The following is a 23,197-nucleotide window of genomic DNA, read 5'->3' on the forward strand; positions in this document are numbered from 1 at the left end:
TTGTTACACTCGCTGCTCGACGTGGTAGGCGTAGAGATCTTCCAAGTCCGGCTCGATCGCCCCGACGGCGCCTTCGTCGCAATCGCCGTGCCAGGGGGTCGGACGCTGCTTCGAGTAGACGCGGAGACTCAACCGCTCGTGCCGCGGGCGAAAGGAAAGGACTCGGTAGCGCCTCCTCGCCTCCTCGAGCGACTCGGGAGCGATTGGGAACTCCCAGACACATCCCTCAATCCGCTGGAGAAGCTCGCGTGGCGAGCCGCGCTGTAGGAGTCTTCCTCGATCGATCAGCGCCATATTCTCACAGAGTCCAGCGATGTCCTCGACAATGTGTGTCGAGAGAAGGAGGACACAGTCGCGAGCACGCTCACTGAGCATGAGTTGGAAACGGCGCCGTTCGTAGGGATCGAGCCCCGCCGTCGGTTCGTCGACAATGACGAGACTCGGTTGGCCCAGGAACGCCGTGGCGATGCCGAAGCGCTGTTTCATCCCGCCGGAGAACGTGTCGAGTCGCCGATCGGCGACGTCGGCGAGATGGACGCGAGCCAACTGCTGCTCGACATGCTTTCGTCGCTCGCGATGTGGACCGATGCCCTTCAGCGTGGCCAGGTAGTCGAGCATCTCCCGCGCGGTCACGCGAGGGTAGACACCCATCTCTTGCGGCAAGTACCCGATTGTCCGTCGTGCCCGGTGAGGCTCCGCGATCAAATCGATGTCGTCGAGCCGAGCCGACCCCGAGTCGGGAAGCTGCAACGTCGCGAGCGTTCTCATCAGGGTCGACTTGCCCGCGCCATTGGGGCCCAACAGACCGAAGAGACCGCGATCGAGTTGGAGATCGATTTCCTCGAGCGCGACCACGGGGCCGGGATACGTCTTGCCAAGTCGCGAAACGGTAAGCACGGAGTCAACTTTCAGGGTGTTGGGGACTCAGTCAATTGTTCCTTCGGTTGCCACTTGTCGATTGTCGGCGAGATCAACGATCGGGAGACTTGGTCGTGGCACGACGGAAGTGCCTTGGGACTCGAGTGATCAATTGATCGATCGCGAAGAAGAGAACCATACTCGCTCCCGCGACCGGCAACAGGACTCCGGTGCCGCAGAGGAGGAGCACGAACCAGCGGTTCGCGGAGCGATCTTGTCCCCGGCGGGGAACGCCGATCGAACCGCGTGGTCGCGCCCGCCACCACATCCAAACCCCGGACACCGTTGAGATGATGATGACTAGACACGTCATCAACGCCAGCAGCTTCGTCGGCAGTCCGAAAATCGACCCCACATGGAGTGGATACGCGTAGCTGAGGACCTTGAGCATCGGGGAAGCGTTGGTCATGTCGGTCCGCGTGAGCACTTCGCCCGAGTACTGATCCAGTACGGAGATCGAGCGCCGGTGAGGAACATCCGCCGACCCGGCGCCGACACCGTACCCCTCCTCTTCATCGTGAGGGGGACTGATGGAAATGGAGAGTCCCGGGTCGTGGGCCTTCGCCGTTTCGTAGGCCTGTTGCAGCGAAAGGGGCGGCGCGGAGTTGGGATTCTTCGAGTGAGGTGGGTTGAAGAACGCGTCGGGGGCGTTGCCGGAGACCACCAACGCGGTGAGATAGCCGCGTCCCCAAACCTGAGAAAAGAAGAGCCCCGTCGCCAAGATCACCAGGGCGGCGGGCATCAGGTACATGCCGAAGACGGCGTGAAGATCCCGAAGTACCACGCGCGTCCCGGATCTCCAGCGCGGCCACCAGACTCCACCCGAGTCGCGTCCCTGTTTCTTTCGCCTAGGCCACCAAAGGTAGATCCCCGTCACCAGGAGAATGATACCCCAGGAGGTCGCGAGCTCCATCAGGATCCGTCCCGTCATGCCAAGATAGAGGTTGCGGTGCAGTTGCCTGACGATCGGGAAGAAGGACTCATCGCGCATGCGGGAGCCGAGGGTCGCGCCGGTGTAGGGATCGAGGTAAACGTAGCGAGTCCCCTGCCCTTCGGCATGCATGGAGAAGATGACGGCATGACCGTCCTCCTCGCCCTTGACGAGGACCGAGGAGACGTGCTCCTCCGGGAAGGCCGCCTCGGCGATGTCGCGGAGCTCGTCGAGCGTTCGGCGACTTGCTCCGGACTCGACATAGAGCATCGACCGGTAGAGCACCTGTTCGACTTCGTCCGCGAAGATGTAGATCGCGCCGGTGACCGCCGCCCACAGGAGCATCGGCGCCAGGATCAAACCGGCGTAGAAGTGCCAACGCCACAGAGTGCGGTAGGAGTTTTCGACCTTCCGCTCGTTCGCTCCCGCCGATGGTGTCTCTCGAGTCGTCACGAGCTTCTCCCCCATTGTGGCCGTGTCGATCAATGTCGACAGTTCGCGTCTACTGCGCGGTCTTCGACTTGGCCAACTGCTCTAGCTCCGCGAGCCCCAGCTCCATCGGGAGAAGATCTCTTTTCGGAACCTCGATCTTAAAAGGCGGCAACTCGGTTGGCTCCGCGGGGATGGTAACGGAGAACGTCGAGGTTTGGGGATTGAGAAACTTGCCCTTGAAGCGATCCTTGGTCGGGCTCAGTAGATTCGTCGGCCAGTAGAACGTGGCGACATACTCTCCCTCGGCGGCTCCATCATTGGCGTTGAAGCTGGACAACTCGAAATGCCCTTCCTTGTCGGTCGAGGCGACGGGGACTTGGTCCTGCATATCCAGGGAGGTGTCCTTGGCGAAGAGGCGAACGGTCAACCCTCCCGCCGGTTCTCCATTGACAAGCACCGTTCCCGTCACGGGAAACTTCGGAGCCCCGGGGGGACGTTCCGGCCACGGAAAATAGACCCAAACCATGCCGAGCAACAGGGCTCCGGCGACAAACAGCAACCAGCGCTTATCTTCCACTTAGGTCTCCGAAGTGTTCCGATTCATCGGGACTTTACCCGGCCACAGTTGGCCGGGTGCCACAGTGAGCGTGGCCGCGTTCCAGGCAGTCGAGTCGGCGCGAGAAGAAATCAATGCCCTCATCCGCCCTGGGAGCGAAGGGAGGACGAGTCAATTCACGCGTCAGTATTCGAGCGTTTGGCCGTCGTCGCGAACCAGCAATTTGATGAAGGTCACATTGTCGAGCGATTCGTTGAGGAAGTGAACGCTGCCATCGGACATCAGCACGTGGGCACCGCCCGTGTGGAAGCTGAAGGGCGATCCCCAGCCTCGTCCCCAATTCAGGCAGTTGACCGCGCAGTTACCCAGCCCAATCAAGGAGCTGATCGAGTCGGGGTCGTAGTCGAGTGCGTTTCTTCCCGCCCAAAAACCGTCGGGGTTGCCGAGCTTGGGAGGGCTTCCGCTGAACGAGAAAGACATCACATACGCGGCAGTCGGTCCCAGGGAATCGATGCCTCCTTTGACTTGTGGGTTAGGCAGCCCGGCCATCTCGACGATGCCGATCGTCTTGGAAGTTCCGTCGGAGACATCGCGGAGTCGGATGCCACTCGAGGTTCCCGGATCGTTGAGCGGGGCGTGTACCATCCCTCCGATCCGTTCGTTGGCGCCCGAGGGAAACTGACTGGCGAGCGACCCGAGGTTGCTTGAATAGGGAGCGAAGAAGTCGGTTCGGGCGACGGTGATTTCCGGATCGTACGTTTCAAGCGTCCAAGTGGTCGGTCCGACGGTCGACGCGGCGAGAAAAGTGGGAATGACCTTCGCCATCAGGTCGACGTTTGGGCCGGCGTAGAATCCGGTTCCCGCGGCGTGCGCGGCGCCGATCTGCCACTGATCGTAGAGACTGTTCTGCCCAATGTAGGGCATGATTTGGAGCATCCAGGGCGAGGTGTCGGTAGGGATGGCGTAATAGTTCTTGATGGGGAAGACGCCGTGGGCTTCGTGGTAGTTGTGCAGCGCCACACCGATCTGCTTGAGACGGTTCGCGGTCTGCATGCGCCGAGCCGCCTCGCGGGCCTGCTGCACGGCAGGGAGGAGAAGCCCCACCAACAAGCCGATGATGGCGATCACGACGAGGAGTTCCACGAGGGTGAATCCCCCGCGAACGAGGCCACGCTTGCTCGCGTGGATGCGGCGGACAAGGCGCGTGCGAGCACGGCTCATCGGTGGAGTCTCTGGGGAAGGATCGCTCGTCGGCGCGAAGCGATCCGCTCTCCTTGAACGGGGGCGGGACGGCGCGGAACCGGCACGTGGGGCTTGCGCCGCGGATGGTGTGCTCAGGGAATACAGATTCACAGTTGCCTCTCTGGGATGACGCCAATGATCAACAGTTCCCGTCATGAGACGGGGAGGACGGCCTGGGACGCGTGTCGCGGTGCCGCGTCAGGGATGCTCTACTCACTCCGTGTCCAGGGCCGATGGGAGGCTGGCGGTGGGCTTGCAACGGTCAATTCAACTGGCCTATAGTGATACCAACAAGTCGAGACTGAGTCTTAATCTCCTAACCAAGCAATAACTGCGCCGCAAACAGATTTCCCTACGAGAACACGATAAATGAATCTAGAAACAAGGGTTACGACGAACGATATCTCGGCGCATCACGGGGAACCGACGCAGAACACAGGGAGCGATTCCCTTTCAGCGAGGGAGCTGCTCCCCCATGAGGCCGTTCGATGACCTGGTCGCTTCGCAACCAGATGCTCCTCCCGCTCGTCATCTTTGTGGCGATGCTCGGGCTCCTGATCAGCTTCGAGCAGGCCGCTCTGCAGGTCAAGGAGCACGGCGACCGCGCGATCAAGACTTACATCGATGTCTCCAATGAACTCTCCCATGCCGATCCCGCGAAAGTCGCGCCGATTCTCGCTTCCTGGCAATCGACGCTCCCCGGATGGGAGTTTGTCGTGGTCCGCCAGGGAGCCGTCGAATTGTCGACCATTCCCCTTCGTGGGCGCCAGCAAGCGATCGTCGCGTCAATGCCTCCCGCGCCTCACGCCGAGTCCGGCAGGGACGCGGTCCTCTTGGCCACCGCGGGAGACTGGTACTACGTGATCGCGATCGAGGTTCCGGGATGGCCCCAACGGTCGTACCTCGTCTGCCTCGAGCCCTATCAGTCGATCGCCTCGACCGTGACGGGGGCCTTTCGTCGCTCGGGGACGTTCGCCTTCTTCGTGGCGTTGATGCTGATTCTCGTGGCCGCGATCTATAGCGGTCGACTCAGCGGACGGGTCACGCGAATTCAGCAACGAGTGCGCCGAATCGCCGAGGGTGACTTGAGCAAGATGGCCGACGATCGGGGCCACGACGAAATCAGCGAACTGGCCAAGTCGGTCAACGTCATGGTCACCGACTTGGCCTCGATGAAGCGGATCGTCCGCGATACGGAGCGGGCTCGACTGCACGCTCAGCTCGCGGGAGGCTTGGCGCACGAGCTACGCAACGGCATCCACGCGGCCCGCTTATCGATCGAAATGTTCCGGGAAACGACCGAGTCGATAGAGCTTCCCTCCACGCGAATGCTCGCCAACGCCCAGGAACAACTCACGATCACCGAATCACTCGTGCGCCGGCTGCTCGCTCTGGGAAAGCCCCAACATGGTGACACCGTTCCCAGGGAACTACGCGACGTCCTGCTCGACGTGGTTGGCACCGTCGAGACTGTCAGCCGCCATGCCGAGGTCGACTTCGTCACGGATATCGATGACGCGATCGCGTGCGTCGCGACCGATTCGGAGTCGATGCAGGCGGCGATTCTCAATCTCTGTTTGAACGCGGTCGAAGCCGCGGGGCGGCACGGCGACGTTCGTCTTTCCGCCAGGGCGCTCGGCGAGGAGGCGCAGATCCAGGTCTCCGACTCGGGCCCCGGTCCGGATGAAGCGATCGCCGAATCGCTGTTCGAGCCCTTCATGACGACCAAACCGGAAGGGGTCGGACTCGGATTGGTGCTGGTGCGCCAAGCGGTCACACAGGAGGGCGGCACGGTCGACTGGATCCGCGACAAGGGGCGAACGGTCTTTCGCGTCACCCTGCCGACTCGACCCGAGCCACCGACGCTTGACGCTCCCTCGACGCCAGCCACCGAACACCCGCTGATACAGGAGTGACCCATGAGGCACATTCTCGTCGTCGATGACGAGGCACGCCATTGCGACAGTTTGGAAGACTACCTGACACAGTCGGGGCATCGCGTCAGTGTCGCGGGCTCCGCGGAGCGAGCCTTCGAACTGGCCGAAGCTTCGCCCGTTGACGCCATCCTGCTCGACGTCAGGTTGCCGGGAATGGACGGGATCTCCGCCATCGCCCGACTGCGTCAATACGCCCCCGAGTCTCCGATCATCATCATGACCGCCTTCGGAACGCTCGACATCGCCGTCTCCGCCGTTCGCGAAGGAGTCTTCGAGTACCTCGTCAAGCCCTTCACGCTGAAGGAACTCAAGTCGGTGCTTGGGCGGGCGTTCGCGAGCGACAGTCTCTCGGTGGAGGAAGGCGAGCCACGGACCTCCGATCCCGTCGCCGACGCCGTCATCGGACGCTCGCCGGCAATGCAGCGGATCTTCAACCGCATCGCCCTCGTGGCGGCGAGCGACGTCCCCGTCCTTTTGACGGGTGAGAGTGGCACGGGCAAGGAAGTCTTGGCGCGGGCGATTCATCGTAACAGCAGTCGCCACAACAAGCGATTCCTGCCGGTCTTTCTGGCGGCGCTCAGTCCCGGGTTGATCGAGAGCGAACTCTTCGGTCATGCCCGAGGAGCCTATACCGGCGCCGACCAGCATCGTCCCGGCTTGCTCGAACAAGCCGCCGAGGGAACGGTCCTGCTCGACGAACTGGGGGACATCCCTCTGTCGCTACAGGTCAAACTGTTGCGTGCGATCGAACAGCGGGAGGTGACTCGCGTTGGCGAGGATCAGACACGACCAATCAGCGTCCGCTTCATCGCCGCGACCAACAAGTCGCTTCTGGACCTGATCGCCGAAGGAACGTTTCGCGAGGACCTGTACTACCGGCTAAGCGTCTACCACATCGAGTTGCCGCCACTCCGCGAACGCCGGGAGGATATCGGCGAACTCGCGCATTACTTTCTCCGCCGCGTCACGACCGCGACGGCGTGCCCAGGCTTCTCTCCCTCGGCGATGACCGAGTTGGAGTCGCGCCCTTGGTATGGCAACATCCGCGAACTGAGAAACGCGATCGAACACGCGGCGATTGCGTCGCGCGGAGCGCCCATCGCGCCGGAGCACCTCCCCTGCCCGATCGCCAGTGTCTCCGGTGGTGTCGAGGCCAACGAATGGCGTTCTCCCTTGAACCGCTGGATCGAGGAGCGGCTGCACTCCATCGACCCGCTCAAGGATCGGGCACGACTCCACGAGGAACTACTCAGCGAGATCGAGGCGACACTCATCGAGATGATGCTCGTTCGTTGTCGGCAGAACCAAGCCGCCGCGTCGCGAATGCTGGGGCTCGATCCGAAGACCCTACGTTCGAAACTTTCTCAGGTGCGTGCTTCGACGTCGTGACCGCTCGGTCGTGCTGATGGGTGATTCGTTGGCCGACAACTCTCGGGTGCTTTGGGTCCCCTGCCCACGCTCGCCGTGGGCAGGCACGAATGACTTACGCTCGACGTGGGCAGGCACGAATGACTTACGCTCGCCGTGGGCAGGCGGGAGACGCCTTTGACTTGGCAAATCTCCCGCGCAATCGGCGGTCGAGACTTCATGAAGCGAACCTACCAGCCAGAACACTATCCGCGCGCCCTTCGCCACAGCGACATCGCCGACAAGCCCAGCCAGTCGAGAAAGTACACCAACACCACCGAGATCGCAAAGACGGGCAGGAAGAGGCACGCCAACCCAAAGGCTCCCCACATCCAAACCGGGACAACCCAGAGTGATTGCCTCCTGGGAAACCCAGTCCGACCCGGCGGACGACGTTTCCACCACATCCACAAGCCGGTCACGGGAAGAACCGCGAGCACCAGACAAGCGATCAACCACACGACCTTCGTGTACGGACCGAGCACGCTGCCGACATGGAGTGGGTAGACCCATGTGTGCCACCAGTAGTCTTTGTTGTCCCACAAGTCGGTCGTATTCGTCACGGTGCCGTCGTCTCGGTTCATCTTGAACCCGATCGAGTTCATCGCCCCGTAGGTTCCGCGGGCGTAGTCGTTGATCGTGGCAATGCCGTAGTGATCATCGTTCGACTTGGGCAGCGTGATGGTGATGGTAGAGTCGGGATACTCCGCCCGACACGCCTCGGCGACTTGGCGCAACGAGTAGCTGGGAGGAACGAGAACCTCGTTCTCGATATCGCCGGGTTTGTCCTTGGTGCGATTCCTTGGTCTCTTGGAATCCCCGCCCGGTTCCTCCCCTTCGGCCAGCGCGACGAGCGACGTGGTCACGAAGCGGAACGACTCTCCCCACACGACGGTGTAGAACAGGCCGGTCGAGGCGATCAAGAGGCACACCGGCAACAAGTAGAGACCGGCCACGGCGTGGACATCGCGAAGCAGGACGTAGAACTGGGACTTCCACCGCGGAACCCAAACCCCTTTGACTTTCTCTTTCCTGCGCGGCCACCACAGAAACAGACCGGTCAGGAACAGGATGATCGACCAGCATGTCGCCAACTCGATGATCACCCGGCCGGTCGTCCCAATGAACAATTGGCGGTGGATCTTGAGGATCAGTCCGAAGAACAACGTCGAGACACGTCGACCATCACGCGTATCGAGAACGGCCAGCGTCACCGGATCGATGGAGACTTCCGTCGAGTCTGGTCGTCGCCTCTTCCCTTTGGCCTCACCCTCACGTTCCGGCTTCTCCTCGCTGGGGGGAGTGACGGAGACGACGGTCGCCCGCGACGGATCGGGATGGAGTTGAACCTGCGTGACGGTACCCCCAGGGACCGCCGCACGAGCGGCCTCGATGACAGCCTGATAGTCGATCGTCACCTCGGGTTGAGCGTCGACGAAGAGGACGTCGCGATGGATCCAGTCCTCGATCTCCGCCGCGAAGAGGTAGATCGCCCCCGTCAGGGATAGGACCAGGATGAAGGGCGAGAGGAGCACGCCGGCGAAGAAGTGCCACCGCCAAACCAGGCGAAAGAGGCTAGAGGAGGTTTGGCGAGGCTTTCGTTGTTGAGCCCTCTCGGCGAGAGGAGAGGGATCGGGTGGAGTGGTGATGGACATGACAGACAGTTGCGTCCTAAAGCGTGACGACATTGCCATCGGCGTCTGGCCGAGTGGAGGCACATCGACACGGTTGCGAGAGTTTCGGCTGGAAGAGGTTCATTGCGTGAAACCTCGACCGCGCTTCGTGAGAGAGCTTGCCGAGCCGAATGCGTTTCCCTCATGCCCACGACGAGCATGGCATGACACCCCAGAGGCCCTTGCCGTCAACCAACCGATCGGGGCACGAGCAGCCCGCTGACCTATTCGCTGCCGGCTACGAACGAGTCTTGGCCCGCTTAAATCGACGGACAGCTAAGGCCCCATCCTCGGACCCGGCGGACCGATCCGTTTCTTGGCGTTCTTCGAGGGTGGTGTCATCTCCACCTTCGCACCCTCGATCTCGATGGGGTCGAGTTGGTTCGTCCCCTCCGAAACAGTGATGCGCCACTGGGACTGCTGGGGTTTTTGGAACTTGCCTCCGAGCCGGTCGGTCATCGACAGACTCAGTACGTGAACGTCCCACGGCCACTGAATCGTGACGTCGTACTCGCCGGCGGGAGCTCCATCGCCCGGCTTATAGCTTTGAAGTTGGAACTTGCCGCTTTCGTCGACGATTCCCCAGGGTTTCGTGTTGCGTTCGTCGACCTTCTCTCCCGTGGGATAGATGGTCACGACCGCTCCGGCGGCGGGCTCCCCGTTGACTTTCAAGACTCCCTCAACCGGATGCGTAGCCGCCATCCAGCTCGGCCCGCCACAGCCGCCACAGGTGATGGCAACAACGAGCGAAGCTGTTGCGAGTACATAGCCCTTCATGAAATCCGATACTCCAGTGCGCGCTATTCACCCGACCGTCGCTCGGGCTGACTGACTTTCGAAAAGCCGGTCCGGGAATGAAGTCGCCTGGACCGGCCCAGCGGAGCGGGGCTTGACCGTCTCGTCGCGGCCGTAACCGTTGGGCCGTGCCGAGTGACCCGATCAGAAACTATCGATGATTTCGCCGCCGTCGCAAGACGTGAGAGCGGCCAGAAAGTCGAGGTCGACATACTCCGCCACGAAGCGGACTGAGCCGTCGCCCATGCCCAAATGCGTTCCCCCGAAGTGGAACGAGTAAGGGGCCGCGTAGAAGTTGCTGACGTTGATGATCGTGGAGCCGGTCCAGCTAATCGTCGGATCCGTTCCGGCCGGATTGGAGGCGTCGAGCGTGATGAAAGCGGGAAAGAACCAGCCAGCGGAGTAGTGCGACGACCAGGCTTCGATCTCCTCTCCCCACGCGCCACTGCCGGAGTAGTAGTCCCACTCGACCGACATCTTCGTGCCATAAATGTACCAGTGGGCACGTCCCGCCGACTCGTACACCATGATGGACTTGGAGAGCCCATCGGTCGCTTGACTGAACTTGGTGTAGCGTCCCCCCTCCATCATGGCGGTGGCGTTTTCCCAGTCTCGCGCGTTGCGGAGGTAGACGTAGTCAGAAGCCTGATAGCCGGTGCGTTCGGTCACTTGCCCGCCAGCCGGATTCGAAGGACAGATGAAGACGGACGGCATGTCGTCCCGTAGTTCGTCATTGGGGGCGACGTCATACGCCGTGTTGAAATCGTACTGCTGTTGCAAGTAGGTCTGGTCCATGTAAGGGAGAATGGCGATATTGGGACCGGCCGAGGTCCTCGTAGGATCGGTGGCGCCTTGGTTGTCCGCCTTCGGCAACATGTTGTGCGCGTCGTGATAGCCGTGCATCGCCATCCCGATTTGCTTGAGATGGTTTTGGCACGACATTCGGCGAGAGGCCTCGCGGGCCTCTTGAACGGCGGGAAGGAGCATGCCGACCAAGACGCCGATGATGGCGATCACGACAAGCAACTCGATGAGGGTGAACCCGAGGATTCGGGGGGTACGTCGGACGTAGAGCACGGATGCCTCCTAGTAAAGAAACAGACCCTGAAGGACGTCGCCTGGCGGTGTTTCCGAATGACTGGCTCTGGCTAGCCCAAGGAGGGATGGCTGACGGCGCGGGCAGATACAGGCGAGTAAATTCCTATAAACCTAGTTGCGATGGAGTCTCAATCCCATCGCAGTCGCCGTCAAGGTGCAGCTACCGTACCAAAACAGCGACAGCGGGGAGCAGATGACTTAAGATGCTTGCCAATAGCGGCTTATGGCGAACGAAAACGGGGCGACCAACGAGTCTTCGCCACAGCGACGACGACCGCCAAAGAATTATTCCCCAACTCGGGCAGGAAAAACTCTTGGAGATCAATGATGGCCTGGTCGCTGAGAAATCAGATGCTTGTGCCCCTGGGGGCGCTGCTCGCCTTCTTTGTCTACCACTTGGCCTCGCGCCAAGGCGAGCACTACATCGATGAGCTCGATCATGTCGAAGACACCCAACCGAGCCTGATCGCGAATCAATTGGGCCCGTTGAAGGAAGCCGACTTGAAGAGTGACTTGAAACAGCTTCAACGGGAGAATCCCGGCTATCAGTTTGCCGTCTTTCGTGGCGATGAGGTCTTGGCCTCCACCATTTCCCTAGCCCCCCGCGACTTGACGGTGATTCGCGTCATTCCGACGGTCTCGCCGGGTGAGCCTGGGCGGCGATGGGCCGGCCATATCGGAACCGGGACCCAGAAGTGGTACTGCCTCACGAAGTGTCGCGTCCCGACGTGGCCGGCGGATACCCGGCTCTTGAGCCTCTACTCGTACAACTACGCCGTGATGCTCAACGAACAGGGAAAGAACCGCATCAACGCGGCCGCGTCTCTTTTCGTAGTTCTCTTGATTGGCGTTGTAACCTGGTCGACCGGAAGCCTCAGCCGACGCGTCCGTCGCATTCAGCGACAAGTGACCGACATCGCCAAGGGGGACTTTCGCCCGACCGTCGAGGTTCGTGGGCACGATGAAGTCGACGATCTCGCTCGAGCCGTCAACTCGATGGCCACCCAGCTTCAGCAGATGCAGGAGACGATCCGGATTACCGAGCGAACTCGACTACAGGGTCAACTTGCCGGCGGCGTCGCCCACGAGCTTCGCAACGGGATTCACTCCGCCCGGCTGTCACTCGAGGTCTTTCGCGAAGTTTGCCGCTCCCTCACCCTCCCTTCCGAAGACATGCTTCAAAATGCCAACGAGCAACTCGAGGTGACCGAAACGCTCGTCCAACGGCTGCTGTCGATTGGAAAGAACCAGGAGCGTGGAGAGATCGCCCGGCCGCTTGTCGACGTGCTCGACGATGTGGTCACGATGGTCGAACCAATTTGCCGTCACCAGGAGATCCATCTCGTCACCGAATGGGACATGACCGATGAAGTCGTTCAAGACGCGGAGTCGATCCGGGCCGCGATTGTCAACCTGTGCCTCAACGGGATCGAGGCGATCGGGCGTCACGGGGATCTGTCCCTCGGCCTTGAGACGCACCACGAAACGATCGCGCTTCGCGTCCGCGATACGGGCCCCGGTCCCGACGCCGCGTTGGCGGACCAGTTGTTCGAACCCTTTGTCACCAGCAAGCCGGAGGGAATCGGATTGGGACTCGCCCAAGTCAAACAAGCTGCCGAATCCGCCGGCGGGGCCGTCGCTTGGAAACGGCACGCGCGCTGGACGGAGTTCGTGATCACGTTGCCGCGTCAGCCGATGGGTGATCGGGAAGAAGAGGTTCTCGCGGCGGTCTCCTCCGCGGACTGAAATCACGAAGGTTCCATGGCCACAATCCTCGTCATCGATGATGAAACTCGCCACTGCAAGTCGCTACGCAAGTTCCTTGCGCATGCCGGTCACGAGGTCCATGTCGCCGGTTCGGCCGAGCGAGGGCTGGAACTCGCCGAGGAAGTTCTTCCCGAAGTCGTCTTGCTCGACATACGCTTGCCAAGAATGGACGGACTGACCGCGATCGGCCGCTTACGCGAACACGCGCCCGAGGCGCCGATCATCATCATGACGGCGTTCGGCACACTCGACACCGCGGCGGCCGCAGTGGAGAAAGGTGTCTTCGACTACCTCGTCAAACCCTTCTCCCTCGAAGAACTCAAGACCGTCCTCAATCGGGCGATCGACACCTCGAGGATCGCCGACCTACCGCCGGAACCGACGGTCAACGAGGATTGCCCGAACGTCGTGATCGGCAAGTCGCCCTTGATGCAGCGAATCTTCAACCGCGTCGCATTGGTCGCCGCCAGCCACGTGCCAGTCCTCTTGACCGGGGAGAGCGGCACCGGCAAGGAGGTCCTCGCCCGGGCCATTCATCGCTACAGCCCCCGCCGCGACAAACAGTTCCTGCCCGTATTTCTGGCGGCGCTGAGTCCAAGCCTGATCGAGAGTGAACTCTTCGGGCACAACCGCGGCGCCTACACCGGCGCGGAGTCCGATCGGGTGGGCCTGCTTGAGCAAGCCGGCGAAGGGACGGTTCTGCTCGATGAGTTGGGAGACATTCCTCTTTCGCTCCAAGTCAAACTCCTGCGGGCGATCGAGGAACGAGAGGTGACCCGAGTCGGGGAGCATCAGCCCCGTCGGATGCGCGCTCGGTTCATCGCGGCGACGAACAAGTCGCTGCCCGACCTCATCGCCCAGGGCCGATTTCGAGAGGATCTCTATTACCGCCTCAGTGTCTACCACATCGAGGTGCCCCCCCTTCGGGAACGAACCGAAGATATCCCAATCCTGGCCGAGCACTTTCTGCGACAGACCGTCAATGGGAAGCCGGGCTCGGTTCTACTCCCCTCGACGATCGAGGAAATGTTGTCGCGGCCTTGGTATGGCAACATCCGCGAGCTGAGAAATGCCGTCGAGCACGCGGCGATCGCCTCTCGTGGAGCCCCCATTGCGGTCGACCACCTTCCTCAACCCGTCTTGCCGACGAGCGAAGAGGAGACCGAGTCCGATTGGGCGACAAAGGTCAATCGTTGGCTCGACGATCAGATCGCTTCGATCAACCCACTGGTCGACCGCAACCAACTGCACGAGATGTTGCTAGGCGAGATCGAACCGATTCTGTTTCGCCGCACCCTGCACCACTGTCGCAACAATCACTCCGCCGCGGCGCGGGTCTTGGGCATTGACCCGAAGACCCTGCGTACCCGCCTCGCCACCAAGCTCACCCAACGGCCCGTTTCCTGAAGTCGCCGGTCGCTCTCCATCGGCTCCGTTGCCCCCACTTCGACGCCCAGGCATCAAGCCGCCCATCGCCTCACCAGCAATTCTCCACTTGACACCATTACATAGTCTCGTGTAATAGTTTAGTGACGGAGGTTCGCATGGCCGAAGAAAATGACTGTTGCACGAGCGATCACCAAGGGAGCAACACCTGCTCGGCCGGACGACCGGCGCTGCGCGATCGACCGCTCCTCTCCTTCATGGACGCGGGCAAGGTGACGACGCTCTTCAAGATCCTCGCCAACGACACTCGTCTGCGCTTGCTGCACCACCTGGTTCGTTCCGGAGAGGCCACCGTCACCGACATTGCCAAGACCCTTGGGATGAAACCGCAGGCGGTCTCCAACCAACTCGTGCGGTTGGCCGACACGCAAATGCTCGTCTCCCGTCGAGACGGAAACAACGTCTACTATCGCGTCGAGAATGGTTGCGTCGCTCCCCTTCTCGACCTCGCCCTTTGTCTGATGGAGGACGAAGGCATGACCACACTTCAAAGGGGACCCGAACGATGAGCCAAGAAATCACCGATGCCGTCCGCGGCAAGTACGCCGCCGTTGCCGCCAGCAGCCTCACCAGTGAGCATGCCGGGGTTCATGCCGTTGCCGAGGCGTTCGGCTACTCCGCGGAAGAACTCGCGAGCATCCCCGCCGAAGCGAACATGGGGCTCTCCTGCGGAAACCCGACCGCGACGGCTCATCTGAAGCCGGGCGAAGTCGTCGTCGACCTCGGTTCCGGCGGCGGCCTGGATGTCTTCCTCGCCGCTCAAAAGGTCGGCCCGGAAGGCAAAGCGATCGGCATCGACATGACGCCGGAAATGGTCGAGCGAGCGACGCGCGGCGCGGCGAAACAGGGTCTCTCCAACGTCGAATTCCATCTCGCGACAATCGACAAGACGCCCCTTGCCGACGACTCCGTCGATTGCGTCATCTCCAACTGCGTGATCAACCTGGCGGAGGACAAGGCGGCGGTCTTCCGCGAGATCTTTCGCATCCTCAAGCCCGGCGGACGCGTCGCGGTCTCCGACATCGCCCTGAAAGCCCCCATGCCTGAGGAGATCGCCGAGAACCTGATGGCGTATGTCGGCTGCATCGCCGGCGCGATTCCGATCGAGGAGTATGTCGCCAACCTCACCGAGGCCGGTTTCTCGGGTGTTCAGGTCGTCGACACGAAGAAGGACCTCAACGCTTACGCGAAAGCCGAGAATCAAGCCGGTTGCTGTGCCCCGCCCTCGGCCCTCGGCGAGTCTTCTTCACCCTTGGAAGTGGTCGACGCCGGCGACTGCTGTTCGCCCTCGGCCGCGACACTGCACGAGGAGTTGGCCGAACTGATCCGCAAGCACAACATCAACGACTTCGCCGCCAGCGTCCAGGTCTACGCCATCAAGCCGTAGCGTTAGGATCAGTTTCCCAAGGTGCGCTGCGCGACCTTGCGCTACATACTCTAACGGCGTTGCCTTTGAAGCAACGCGGGGCGCGGGCGAGGCTTCCTGAACGTTGGCGGTAGGCCTCGACCCACCATCTTATTCCGACCTCGAAGCCAAGCATGCCGAAGGCATGCGAGTGCATAGCACAGTGTCGCGGCAGCGCACACTGGGTGATGGGCTTTCCCGTCAAAGCCGGGCGCCAAACCTGGGCTCGCGGAGCGAGGGTTCCCCCCAACCGCCGAATCAGCCGGGGGTAGCCCCCCTTTCTTGGTCCCGAATCGTCTACACTGAGGGGATGGCCGACGATATCACCCTCCTCCTTCAAGAGATCGAACGCGGCGACCGACAGGCGGCGGGACGTCTCCTGCCACTCGTCTACGAGGAACTCAGGCGGCTCGCTGCCCGGAAGATGGCCCGAGAAGCATCCGAACAGACGCTCCAGCCGACCGCCCTGGTCCACGAGGCCTTCCTACGGCTGGTCGGCGAGCGAGATCTCGCGCAATGGGACGGTCGCGAGCACTTCTTCATGGCGGCCGCCGAGGCGATGCGACGCATCCTGATCGAAAGCGCCCGACGCCGAAAGGCCGCGAAACGGGGCGGCGAGATGGCCCGCTGCGAGATCCGCGACGAGGACATTCCCGTCGAAGTCAACGACGCCGACCAGTTGATCGCCCTTGATGAAGCCCTTACCCGGTTGGCGGAGGTCGACGCCGATCTCGCGAGACTGGTCCAATTGCGTTACTTCACGGGGCTGACCATTGAGGAGACCGCGCGGGTCCTCAAGACGTCGCCCCGCACCACGAAGCGCCACTGGGCGTACGCGCGGGCGTGGTTGCGTCGGGAAATCGAAGGAAACGGGTAGTTTTTGGTCAGAAATTGGCCCTTTTTTGCGCGAATCGGCGCAATTCGAGTAGTGATTCGATGGTTTTGAGGGCAATTCGTTCATCCATGGCTGACATTTCCGAACGATCGATCTTTCTCGAAGCCCTGGAGCGGCACTCCACTGAGGAGCGTGCGGCTTACGTCGCCGAAGCGTGCGCGGGCAACGCCCGACTTCGCGCCTCGGTCGAAGACCTGCTCAGCGCCCACGACCTGCCGGACAACCCGCTCGATCAGCCGATCGAGGCGCTTCCCAACCGTTCCCCATCGGCGATGACCACGAGTCTCGCCGACAGCAAGCTGATCGCCGAGGGCCCCGGAACGGTGATTGGCAACTATCGGCTAATGGAGCAAATCGGCGAGGGTGGTTTTGGTCTGGTCTTCGTCGCGGAACAACAACGACCCGTCCGCCGACACGTCGCGCTGAAGATCCTCAAGCCGGGCATGGACACGCGGGATGTCATCGCCCGGTTCGAGGCCGAACGTCAAGCGGTCGCGATGATGAACCATCCCAACATCGCCAGCGTGCTCGATGCCGGGACTACCGAGTCGGGCCGCCCCTACTTCGTCATGGAACTGGTCCGAGGCGTGCCCATCACGGCGTTCTGCGATCAGCGGGACGTCGACTTGCGATCGCGGCTGGAGTTGTTCACCACCGTTTGCAACGCCGTGCAGCACGCTCATCAGAAAGGTGTCATCCATCGCGACCTCAAACCGTCGAACGTGCTCGTGACGCTTCACGACGAGGTCGCGGTTCCCAAGGTGATCGACTTCGGGGTCGCCAAGGCCCTTGGTCAGAACTTGACCGACAAGACGATCTACACCCGATTCGCCGGGATGATCGGCACCCCCCTCTACATGAGCCCCGAGCAGGCCGAGATGAGCGGCTTGGACATCGACACCCGCAGCGACATCTACTCGCTCGGGGTCCTGCTCTATGAATTGCTCACCGGGTCGACGCCCTTCGCGAGGGAACGCTTCAACTCGGTCGGGATTGACGAAATGCGTCGGATCATTCGGGAGGAAGATCCCCCCAAGCCGAGCACGCGATTGACGACGGTGGAAGCGGCTCGCTCGACAGTCGCCGACTCGCGAGGCCGGACTCCCACAAGGCGTTCGACCGCGGTTCGCGGCGACCTCGACTGGATCGTCATGAAGACGCTGGAGAAGGATCGCAGCCGGCGCTACGCCTCGGCCAGTGAGTTGGCGGACGATATCGGCCGCTACCTCGGCGCCCAGCCGATCGAGGCGCGACCTCCGTCACAACTGTATCAACTGCGAAAGTTCGCCCACCGAAACAAAGCCGCGATCACGGCAGTCTCGTTGATCGCGATCGCGATGCTGGCCGGAACGACGATCAGCCTTTGGCAGGCCTCGGTCGCGTTCTCCGAGCGCAACGAAAAGGACGCGGCGCTCAAGAAGGCGATTCGACTTCAACAGGAAGCCGATGCCGCTCGGGAAGAGATCGCCCAGTTCGCCACCCGCATGAAGGAAGCCAACGTTCTAGTCACCAGTGGCCGGGCCCATGCCGACGCGGAACGCTGGGCGGCCGCGTGGGAGGACTTCAGCGAAGCGATCGAGCGACAGCCGAACTACTACATCGCGTGGAACGAGCGTGCCTCGTTGGCCGTCAAACTCGGGCTCTGGAAGCTGGCGGCGAAAGACTGGACCAAGGCGATCGAGCTCGGCGTCCCGGCTGACAACCCGGCGAACTGGGGCATTCCCCAGCTCTTTCTGATCAACGGCGACACCGCGACTTATCAAAGCATCTGTCGGGCGATGCTGGAGCAAACCGAGAAGCAGCGGCGGTCCCCCTCGATGGCGCTGATTCGAAGTTGCGTGGTGGCGTCAACGCCGGTGGGTGATCCCAATGATCTCGCCGAGCGTGCTCTCGCTGAACTCGCCCTGGTCGGCAAAGCGTCGTTTCATCCCCATCCACCTCGGCTGGGTCCCCCACCTCGTGGCCCATCGGGAAGGCCCCCTGGTCCACCGCCTCCTCGGCGCGAACCAGGCCCTCCGCCGGGGGGATCTCCGGCACGGCACGACTTTTGGCGGACGCGGTACCCTCTCGGGGTCGGACACTACTCGGCGGGGATCGCCCTCTATCGAGCCGGCCGCTATCAGGAAGCTGTCGAGAGTTTTCGCAAGGCACTCGCGGACGATCGTTGGCGAGCCAGAGCTATCGTCTTTCCCGCGTTGGCGATGGCTTATTACCGCGTTGGTGATGCCGAGCGATCACGTCAAACGTTCGCGACGGCCGAGAAGGAGATCGACGCCTGGGCCACCACCATCGCTCGCGGTCCCGTCGGCACGATGCCGATTCCGTGGTTCGACTGGGTCGAGTGCTTGTTGCTTCAGCGTGAAGCATCCATCTTGCTCACCGGCTTCGCGCCGGCCGACGACCCGCGGCTACGGGAAGTCCAGCAGCGGGCTCTACGTCTGATCGAGGATCGGGCTGAATCGTCGCCGTGAGGATCTCCACTGTCGATCGGCAAGCGTAAACCTGGTCACACGATGAGATGACAAGAGGAAGAGCCGCCCCCCCTGGAAGAAAGCACCGACCCCTCTTAATTCCCCCTTGTCCAAGGGAACCTCTTTTGCTCCCCCTTCTCCAAGGGAACTTCTTTTGCTCCCCCTTGTCCAAGGGGGAGATAGAGAGGGTCTTCCCCATGCCTTCCGAAGCCCTTCAAAGGAGCGACCCGCCCCGTCGATCACCGCGATGCCCTTCACTGCGCCGCATCAATTCCAACTTTCTTCCAACTTTCTTGGCCCAAGTTCACTCCCGTTGACGCATGACCTTCCGTGAAGCCCTTTCTCCGCGGGAACGAGGCTGAGCCGACGGCCACCAGTTGCGGCATCGCGTCGCCATCGGTGCCGCCGTCGTTCGAGGGTGGATGCCGCCCAACGTCCCGAGATGCGAGCGGCAATAGCCACGAGCAAAACCAAGCCAACCATGCCATCGGCGGTAGCCGACGGACGCAGGGGAAACGAACGGGCCCATGGAGTTCCTGGAAGTTCCACTCTACGACGACGATGTCTTTAAGCTGCTGGTTCGCTTCGGCATTGACCTCTTCTTCCTGTCACTGATTGTCGGCTTCGCCATCTACCCGGGGCAGCGTCAGCGGGAGTTCGCCTTCACCGCGGTGATGCTCAACGTCATCGTCTTCTTCATCTGCTTCACCCTGAAGAAACTCGAACTCGACCTTGGCCTGGCCCTCGGACTATTCGCCGTCTTCGGTGTCCTTCGCTACCGCACCGACGCGCTGCGACCGAAGGAAATGACGTACCTGTTCATCGTCATTGGCATCGCCGTCATCAACTCGCTCTCGAACAAGAAGACCAGCTACACGGAAGTCGCGCTGGTCAACGCGCTGATCTTCGCGACGACGATGCTCAAGGAGTGGATCGCCGGCCGTGCAACGAACGGGGCCAACGGCACCGTGGAGCCGATCAATGGCAATGGGAAGAACGGTGGGACCAAAGGACCGCCCAAAATCACGATCGAGTACGACCGGCTCGAGTGGCTGGGCGAAGCGCACCGCGACTTGCTGTTGGCCGACCTGCGCGAACGGATCGGCCTCGAGGCGATCGACCTCGAGATCAAGACCGTCGACCTCAAGGAGCGGAAAGCGACCCTGTCGATCCGGACGGCGGGACCGTTCCGAGGTGAGTTGGCGAACGAAGGATCAATGCCGCGTGGGGATTGACGCATCCAGTAGAGAGTGACAATGGCTCGTCATGATGAGAGAACGCTGATGGAACGATCAAGAATGCTAGGCACATGCGCGACGACGGGACTGACCCTACTGCTGCTCGGCGTGGCAAGCGTCGCCAGTGCTCAACCCCCGCAAGGGTTTGGGGGCCGTCGCGGTCCCGGCGGACCGGGCGGCTTCGGCCCGGGTGGGCCGCGAAAAGACCGAGCGCTCGTCGAGAAGTTCGACCAGAACGACGACGGCTGGCTCAACGACGACGAGCGAGCCAAGGCCCGAACCGAAGCAAAGTCGGGCGCCAATCAGCGTCGTGGCTTCGGCCCTCCCGGAGGCCCTCGGGGCCGAGGGCGTCGCGAACCGGCCTCCCCGGGACGTCGGCTCTCGCCCGATGAAGTCAAGCACTACCCGGACGCCGACCTCTACGACGCCAACGTCATGCGAACGATCTTCTTCGAGTTCACCAGCGATGACTGGGAGAAGGAGCTCGAGGACTTCCACGGCACCGATGTCGACGTTCCCGCGACAATGATCGTCGATGGGAAGAGATATCCGAACGTCGGCATGCGTTTTCGCGGCATGTCCTCCTACGGCATGGTTCCCTCGGGACACAAACGTTCGTTCAACGTCTCGATCGACTTGGCCGACGAGGAGCAGCGGCTCGATGGCTACAAGACCCTGAACCTGCTCAACAGTGCCGGAGACCCGTCCTTCATGAGCACGGTCCTCTATTCGCACATCGCCGGTCAGTACATCCCCGTTCCCAAAGCCAACCACGTTCGCGTCGTGATCAATGGTGAGAACTGGGGCGTCTATGTCAATGCGCAGCAGTTCAACAAGGACTTCCTGAGGGAGCACTATCCGTCGACCAAAGGGACGCGTTGGAAGGTCAGCGGGAGCCCCGGCGGTGACGGCGGTCTGCGCTACTTCGGGGAAGATCTCGACGAGTACAAGAGTCGCTTCGACATGAAGTCCAAGGATGGCAAGAAAGCGTGGGAAGCCCTGGTGCGGCTTTGCCGGACACTCAATGAAACACCGCTGGAGCATCTCGAGCGCGAACTCGAACCGATGCTGGACATCGATGAGACCCTACGCTTTCTCGCGCTCGACGTCGCCCTGGTCAACAGTGACGGCTACTGGACACGGGCTAGCGACTACAGCTTGTTTCTGGACAGCGACAAGCGGTTTCATCTCGTTCCGCACGACATGAACGAAGCCTTTCGCAGTGGCCACGGCCCTGGACGCGGTCCCGGAGGTCCGCCGCCGGGCATGCCGGGATTCCCGCCGAGGTTTGGGCGTCCCGAGGGTCCGGGACCGGATCGTCCACCGTTCGCAGGGGGAGAGGAACAGCGAGCGGACGGGCCTCGCGGTCGCTTCGGACAGCCTGGCCAGGATGAGGCTCGCCGTCCCCCCAACGACGATCGACGACCACCGGGACCTGGCCCAGGCGGGTTTGGTCGCGGCGGATTCGGGCCTCCCGACATGCCAGGTGGTCGGCGTGGTCCCGGCGGGCCGGGGCATGGCGGCGTCGACCTCGATCCCCTGGTCGCGATCGACAATCCGCGGATGCCCTTGCGAAGTCGTCTGCTGGCGGTGCCGGAACTGCGAGCGAAGTACCTCGCGTACGTGAAGGAGATTGCCGAGAAGTCACTCGACTGGGAAAACTTGGAGCCGTTCATCACGCAACGCGTCGAACTGATCGAGAAGGACGTCGCCGCCGACACGAAGAAGCTCGATTCCCTGGAAGCCTTCCAGCAAGCGACCTCGAGTAAGCGACCCGGCAGGAACGCCGAGAGTTCCTCGCTTCGAGGCTTCCTCGACGAGCGGCGCGCGTTTCTCCGGAAGTACAAGGAGCCCGTCGAGGACAATCCTCGCGGACGTTCGGAGTCGCAACGCGGCCGCCGATGAAAGCGTTGTGACGGCCAAGGGTCTCCGGATTTCGCCCCATCCAGGATCCGGAAGGAACGGCAGCGGTGCCGGTTGCCAGCCAGGGGTTTCAACTCCCTGGTTTTGGATGGATGTGGTTCGAGTTCCGAAAGTGGCGACGGTAGCCTTCGAACTACCACCGCTCCTCTGGGGATTCGTTGTTAGACCGGCATCATTTCCAGGAGTTGCCCTCATTGGCCGCGAAACTCCGCCGCTTCGCGGCTCAGGAGATCCAATGCAGTCGATGGGAGCCTGTAGCGTGGAGCAGATACCACAACCAGAGCTTCTCTGAGACGTTGCCTACAACCCAACCTTGCTCAATCGATCGCGAAACGATGTTGAAAGGGTTGGTTGGCCAAGATCAAGGAGAAGAAGCGCAGGCGAATCCGTGGACTCGTCGAATTTCTTCGACGCTGAGATTGGTCAAGAGTATCGTTCGTAGCCGCCAGCGATTAGATCAACGGGGGCAATTGGTTCACGCCTTCGCGTGGCCAGATGCCAGAACTCACGCTTGGGTGTTCTCCAGAGACGGAGGAATCAGCGACGGCTGCGAGGGCCGTTCGGCGAAGGGACCGAACGGGCCGTCGTTTTCCTAGCTCCTACGATCCGCGGAACCGCTAGATCCCTCGCAACGCATCGGGTTGAACCGCTCGCTCGGTTTCAATCTCTTTGAAACCATCGACCTTGCTTCCCCACTCCGCGACTTGCTTGAGTGTCCAAGGAGACGCTCGCCAAAGCCGTCCGACCAGACGTCTAGTGATCCGGAATTGAGCAGTGATGCACGTCTTGCGGGCGGTCGTGGCGACGACGAGCGACGAGCGGAGGAAATTTCGTCAAGTGAGCGACGATCAATATCGAACCGATCGGTCACCCTATCTCCAGTTCCAGGAACAATTTCAGCAAACCGGCTCAAGAACTCCCGCTTTTGACGAAGAGATGGGGAGTTGGTCCGTCGAAGGTCTCCAGCAATCTACCGCATTTAGAGCACTACGGCACTGTTGTTGCAGACTTGAAGGTGAAGTGGCACACAGCAATCCAGATAAGCGTCATTGAGACCGTTCCC

The 23,197-nt window shown here is 61.7% G+C and carries 17 protein-coding genes; 10 read left to right on the forward strand and 7 right to left on the reverse strand.

Annotated elements, in window-relative coordinates:
• Positions 1-3: 3 nt before the first annotated feature.
• From Pan216_RS13435 to Pan216_RS13450, 4 genes are all read right to left on the reverse strand, one after another.
• Positions 4-897 carry an ATP-binding cassette domain-containing protein gene (locus Pan216_RS13435; RefSeq protein ID WP_145258480.1) on the reverse strand — a complete coding sequence of 298 codons (894 nt, stop codon included), beginning with the start codon at positions 895-897 and terminating at the stop codon, positions 4-6.
• 73 nt (positions 898-970) lie between these two features.
• Positions 971-2,302 (reverse strand): PepSY-associated TM helix domain-containing protein, encoded by a 1,332-nt coding sequence (locus Pan216_RS13440; protein WP_419193623.1) that lies wholly within the window; start codon positions 2,300-2,302, stop codon positions 971-973.
• Positions 2,303-2,351: 49 nt separating this feature from the next.
• Entirely contained in the window at positions 2,352-2,858 is a 507-nt protein-coding gene (locus Pan216_RS13445; RefSeq protein WP_145258482.1) for a transthyretin-like family protein, read from the reverse strand.
• Between the two features lie 162 nt (positions 2,859-3,020).
• Entirely contained in the window at positions 3,021-4,058 is a 1,038-nt protein-coding gene (locus tag Pan216_RS13450; protein ID WP_419193624.1) for a DUF1559 domain-containing protein, read from the reverse strand.
• A gap of 509 nt (positions 4,059-4,567) precedes the next feature.
• Between Pan216_RS13450 and Pan216_RS13455 the strand changes: the two genes are divergently transcribed.
• Both Pan216_RS13455 and Pan216_RS13460 read left to right on the forward strand, forming a co-directional pair.
• Positions 4,568-5,995, forward strand: coding sequence for a sensor histidine kinase (locus tag Pan216_RS13455; RefSeq protein ID WP_145258484.1), 1,428 nt, complete (start codon positions 4,568-4,570; stop codon positions 5,993-5,995).
• Between the two features lie 3 nt (positions 5,996-5,998).
• A complete protein-coding gene (locus Pan216_RS13460) occupies positions 5,999-7,405 on the forward strand; it encodes a sigma-54-dependent transcriptional regulator (RefSeq protein ID WP_145258485.1) in 1,407 nt (468 codons plus the stop codon).
• 224 nt (positions 7,406-7,629) lie between these two features.
• On the opposite strand, the gene Pan216_RS13465 is transcribed toward Pan216_RS13460, so the two are convergent.
• The 3 genes from Pan216_RS13465 to Pan216_RS13475 form a co-directional block, all read right to left on the reverse strand.
• On the reverse strand, positions 7,630-9,078 hold the full coding sequence (locus Pan216_RS13465; protein WP_419193625.1) for a PepSY-associated TM helix domain-containing protein: 1,449 nt from the start codon (positions 9,076-9,078) through the stop codon (positions 7,630-7,632).
• A gap of 294 nt (positions 9,079-9,372) precedes the next feature.
• Positions 9,373-9,873 (reverse strand): transthyretin-like family protein, encoded by a 501-nt coding sequence (locus tag Pan216_RS13470; protein ID WP_145258487.1) that lies wholly within the window; start codon positions 9,871-9,873, stop codon positions 9,373-9,375.
• A 162-nt stretch (positions 9,874-10,035) separates the two neighbouring features.
• Entirely contained in the window at positions 10,036-10,968 is a 933-nt protein-coding gene (locus Pan216_RS13475; protein ID WP_145258488.1) for a DUF1559 domain-containing protein, read from the reverse strand.
• Positions 10,969-11,340: 372 nt separating this feature from the next.
• Here Pan216_RS13475 and Pan216_RS13480 point away from each other — a divergent pair, with 372 nt between their 5' ends.
• The 8 genes from Pan216_RS13480 (at position 11,341) to Pan216_RS13515 (ending at position 22,116) form a co-directional block, all read left to right on the forward strand.
• Entirely contained in the window at positions 11,341-12,735 is a 1,395-nt protein-coding gene (locus tag Pan216_RS13480) for a sensor histidine kinase (protein ID WP_419193626.1), read from the forward strand.
• A gap of 15 nt (positions 12,736-12,750) precedes the next feature.
• On the forward strand, positions 12,751-14,163 hold the full coding sequence (locus Pan216_RS13485) for a sigma-54-dependent transcriptional regulator (protein WP_145258490.1): 1,413 nt from the start codon (positions 12,751-12,753) through the stop codon (positions 14,161-14,163).
• Between the two features lie 137 nt (positions 14,164-14,300).
• Entirely contained in the window at positions 14,301-14,711 is a 411-nt protein-coding gene (locus Pan216_RS13490; RefSeq protein WP_145258491.1) for an ArsR/SmtB family transcription factor, read from the forward strand.
• Entirely contained in the window at positions 14,708-15,589 is an 882-nt protein-coding gene (gene arsM / locus Pan216_RS13495) for an arsenite methyltransferase (RefSeq protein ID WP_145258492.1), read from the forward strand. The genes Pan216_RS13490 and arsM overlap by 4 nt, the downstream gene beginning before the upstream one ends.
• Positions 15,590-15,917: 328 nt before the next feature.
• Entirely contained in the window at positions 15,918-16,484 is a 567-nt protein-coding gene (locus tag Pan216_RS13500; RefSeq protein WP_145258493.1) for an ECF-type sigma factor, read from the forward strand.
• An 86-nt stretch (positions 16,485-16,570) separates the two neighbouring features.
• Positions 16,571-18,973: a serine/threonine protein kinase gene (locus tag Pan216_RS13505; protein WP_145258494.1), complete on the forward strand. Its 2,403-nt coding sequence runs from the start codon at positions 16,571-16,573 to the stop codon at positions 18,971-18,973.
• A 527-nt stretch (positions 18,974-19,500) separates the two neighbouring features.
• A complete protein-coding gene (locus Pan216_RS13510) occupies positions 19,501-20,208 on the forward strand; it encodes a DUF4956 domain-containing protein (protein WP_145258495.1) in 708 nt (235 codons plus the stop codon).
• Between the two features lie 63 nt (positions 20,209-20,271).
• Positions 20,272-22,116 (forward strand): CotH kinase family protein, encoded by a 1,845-nt coding sequence (locus tag Pan216_RS13515; RefSeq protein ID WP_419193627.1) that lies wholly within the window; start codon positions 20,272-20,274, stop codon positions 22,114-22,116.
• The last annotated feature ends 1,081 nt before the right edge of the window (positions 22,117-23,197 follow it).

Source organism: Kolteria novifilia (assembly GCA_007748055.1).
Taxonomy (GTDB): domain Bacteria; phylum Planctomycetota; class Planctomycetia; order Kolteriales; family Kolteriaceae; genus Kolteria; species Kolteria novifilia.

Excerpts from the sequence above, each read along its gene's own strand:
- Pan216_RS13465 (WP_419193625.1), bottom strand. The coding sequence starts at position 9,078 with ATGTCCATCACCACTCCACCCGATCCCTCTCCTCTCGCCGAGAGGGCT.
- Pan216_RS13485 (WP_145258490.1), top strand. The coding sequence starts at position 12,751 with ATGGCCACAATCCTCGTCATCGATGATGAAACTCGCCACTGCAAGTCG.
- Pan216_RS13515 (WP_419193627.1), top strand. The coding sequence starts at position 20,272 with ATGCTAGGCACATGCGCGACGACGGGACTGACCCTACTGCTGCTCGGC.
- Pan216_RS13450 (WP_419193624.1), bottom strand. The coding sequence starts at position 4,058 with ATGAGCCGTGCTCGCACGCGCCTTGTCCGCCGCATCCACGCGAGCAAG.
- Pan216_RS13470 (WP_145258487.1), bottom strand. The coding sequence starts at position 9,873 with ATGAAGGGCTATGTACTCGCAACAGCTTCGCTCGTTGTTGCCATCACC.
- arsM (WP_145258492.1), top strand. The coding sequence starts at position 14,708 with ATGAGCCAAGAAATCACCGATGCCGTCCGCGGCAAGTACGCCGCCGTT.
- Pan216_RS13510 (WP_145258495.1), top strand. The coding sequence starts at position 19,501 with ATGGAGTTCCTGGAAGTTCCACTCTACGACGACGATGTCTTTAAGCTG.
- Pan216_RS13505 (WP_145258494.1), top strand. The coding sequence starts at position 16,571 with ATGGCTGACATTTCCGAACGATCGATCTTTCTCGAAGCCCTGGAGCGG.
- Pan216_RS13490 (WP_145258491.1), top strand. The coding sequence starts at position 14,301 with ATGGCCGAAGAAAATGACTGTTGCACGAGCGATCACCAAGGGAGCAAC.
- Pan216_RS13480 (WP_419193626.1), top strand. The coding sequence starts at position 11,341 with ATGCTTGTGCCCCTGGGGGCGCTGCTCGCCTTCTTTGTCTACCACTTG.
- Pan216_RS13460 (WP_145258485.1), top strand. The coding sequence starts at position 5,999 with ATGAGGCACATTCTCGTCGTCGATGACGAGGCACGCCATTGCGACAGT.
- Pan216_RS13455 (WP_145258484.1), top strand. The coding sequence starts at position 4,568 with ATGACCTGGTCGCTTCGCAACCAGATGCTCCTCCCGCTCGTCATCTTT.
- Pan216_RS13500 (WP_145258493.1), top strand. The coding sequence starts at position 15,918 with ATGGCCGACGATATCACCCTCCTCCTTCAAGAGATCGAACGCGGCGAC.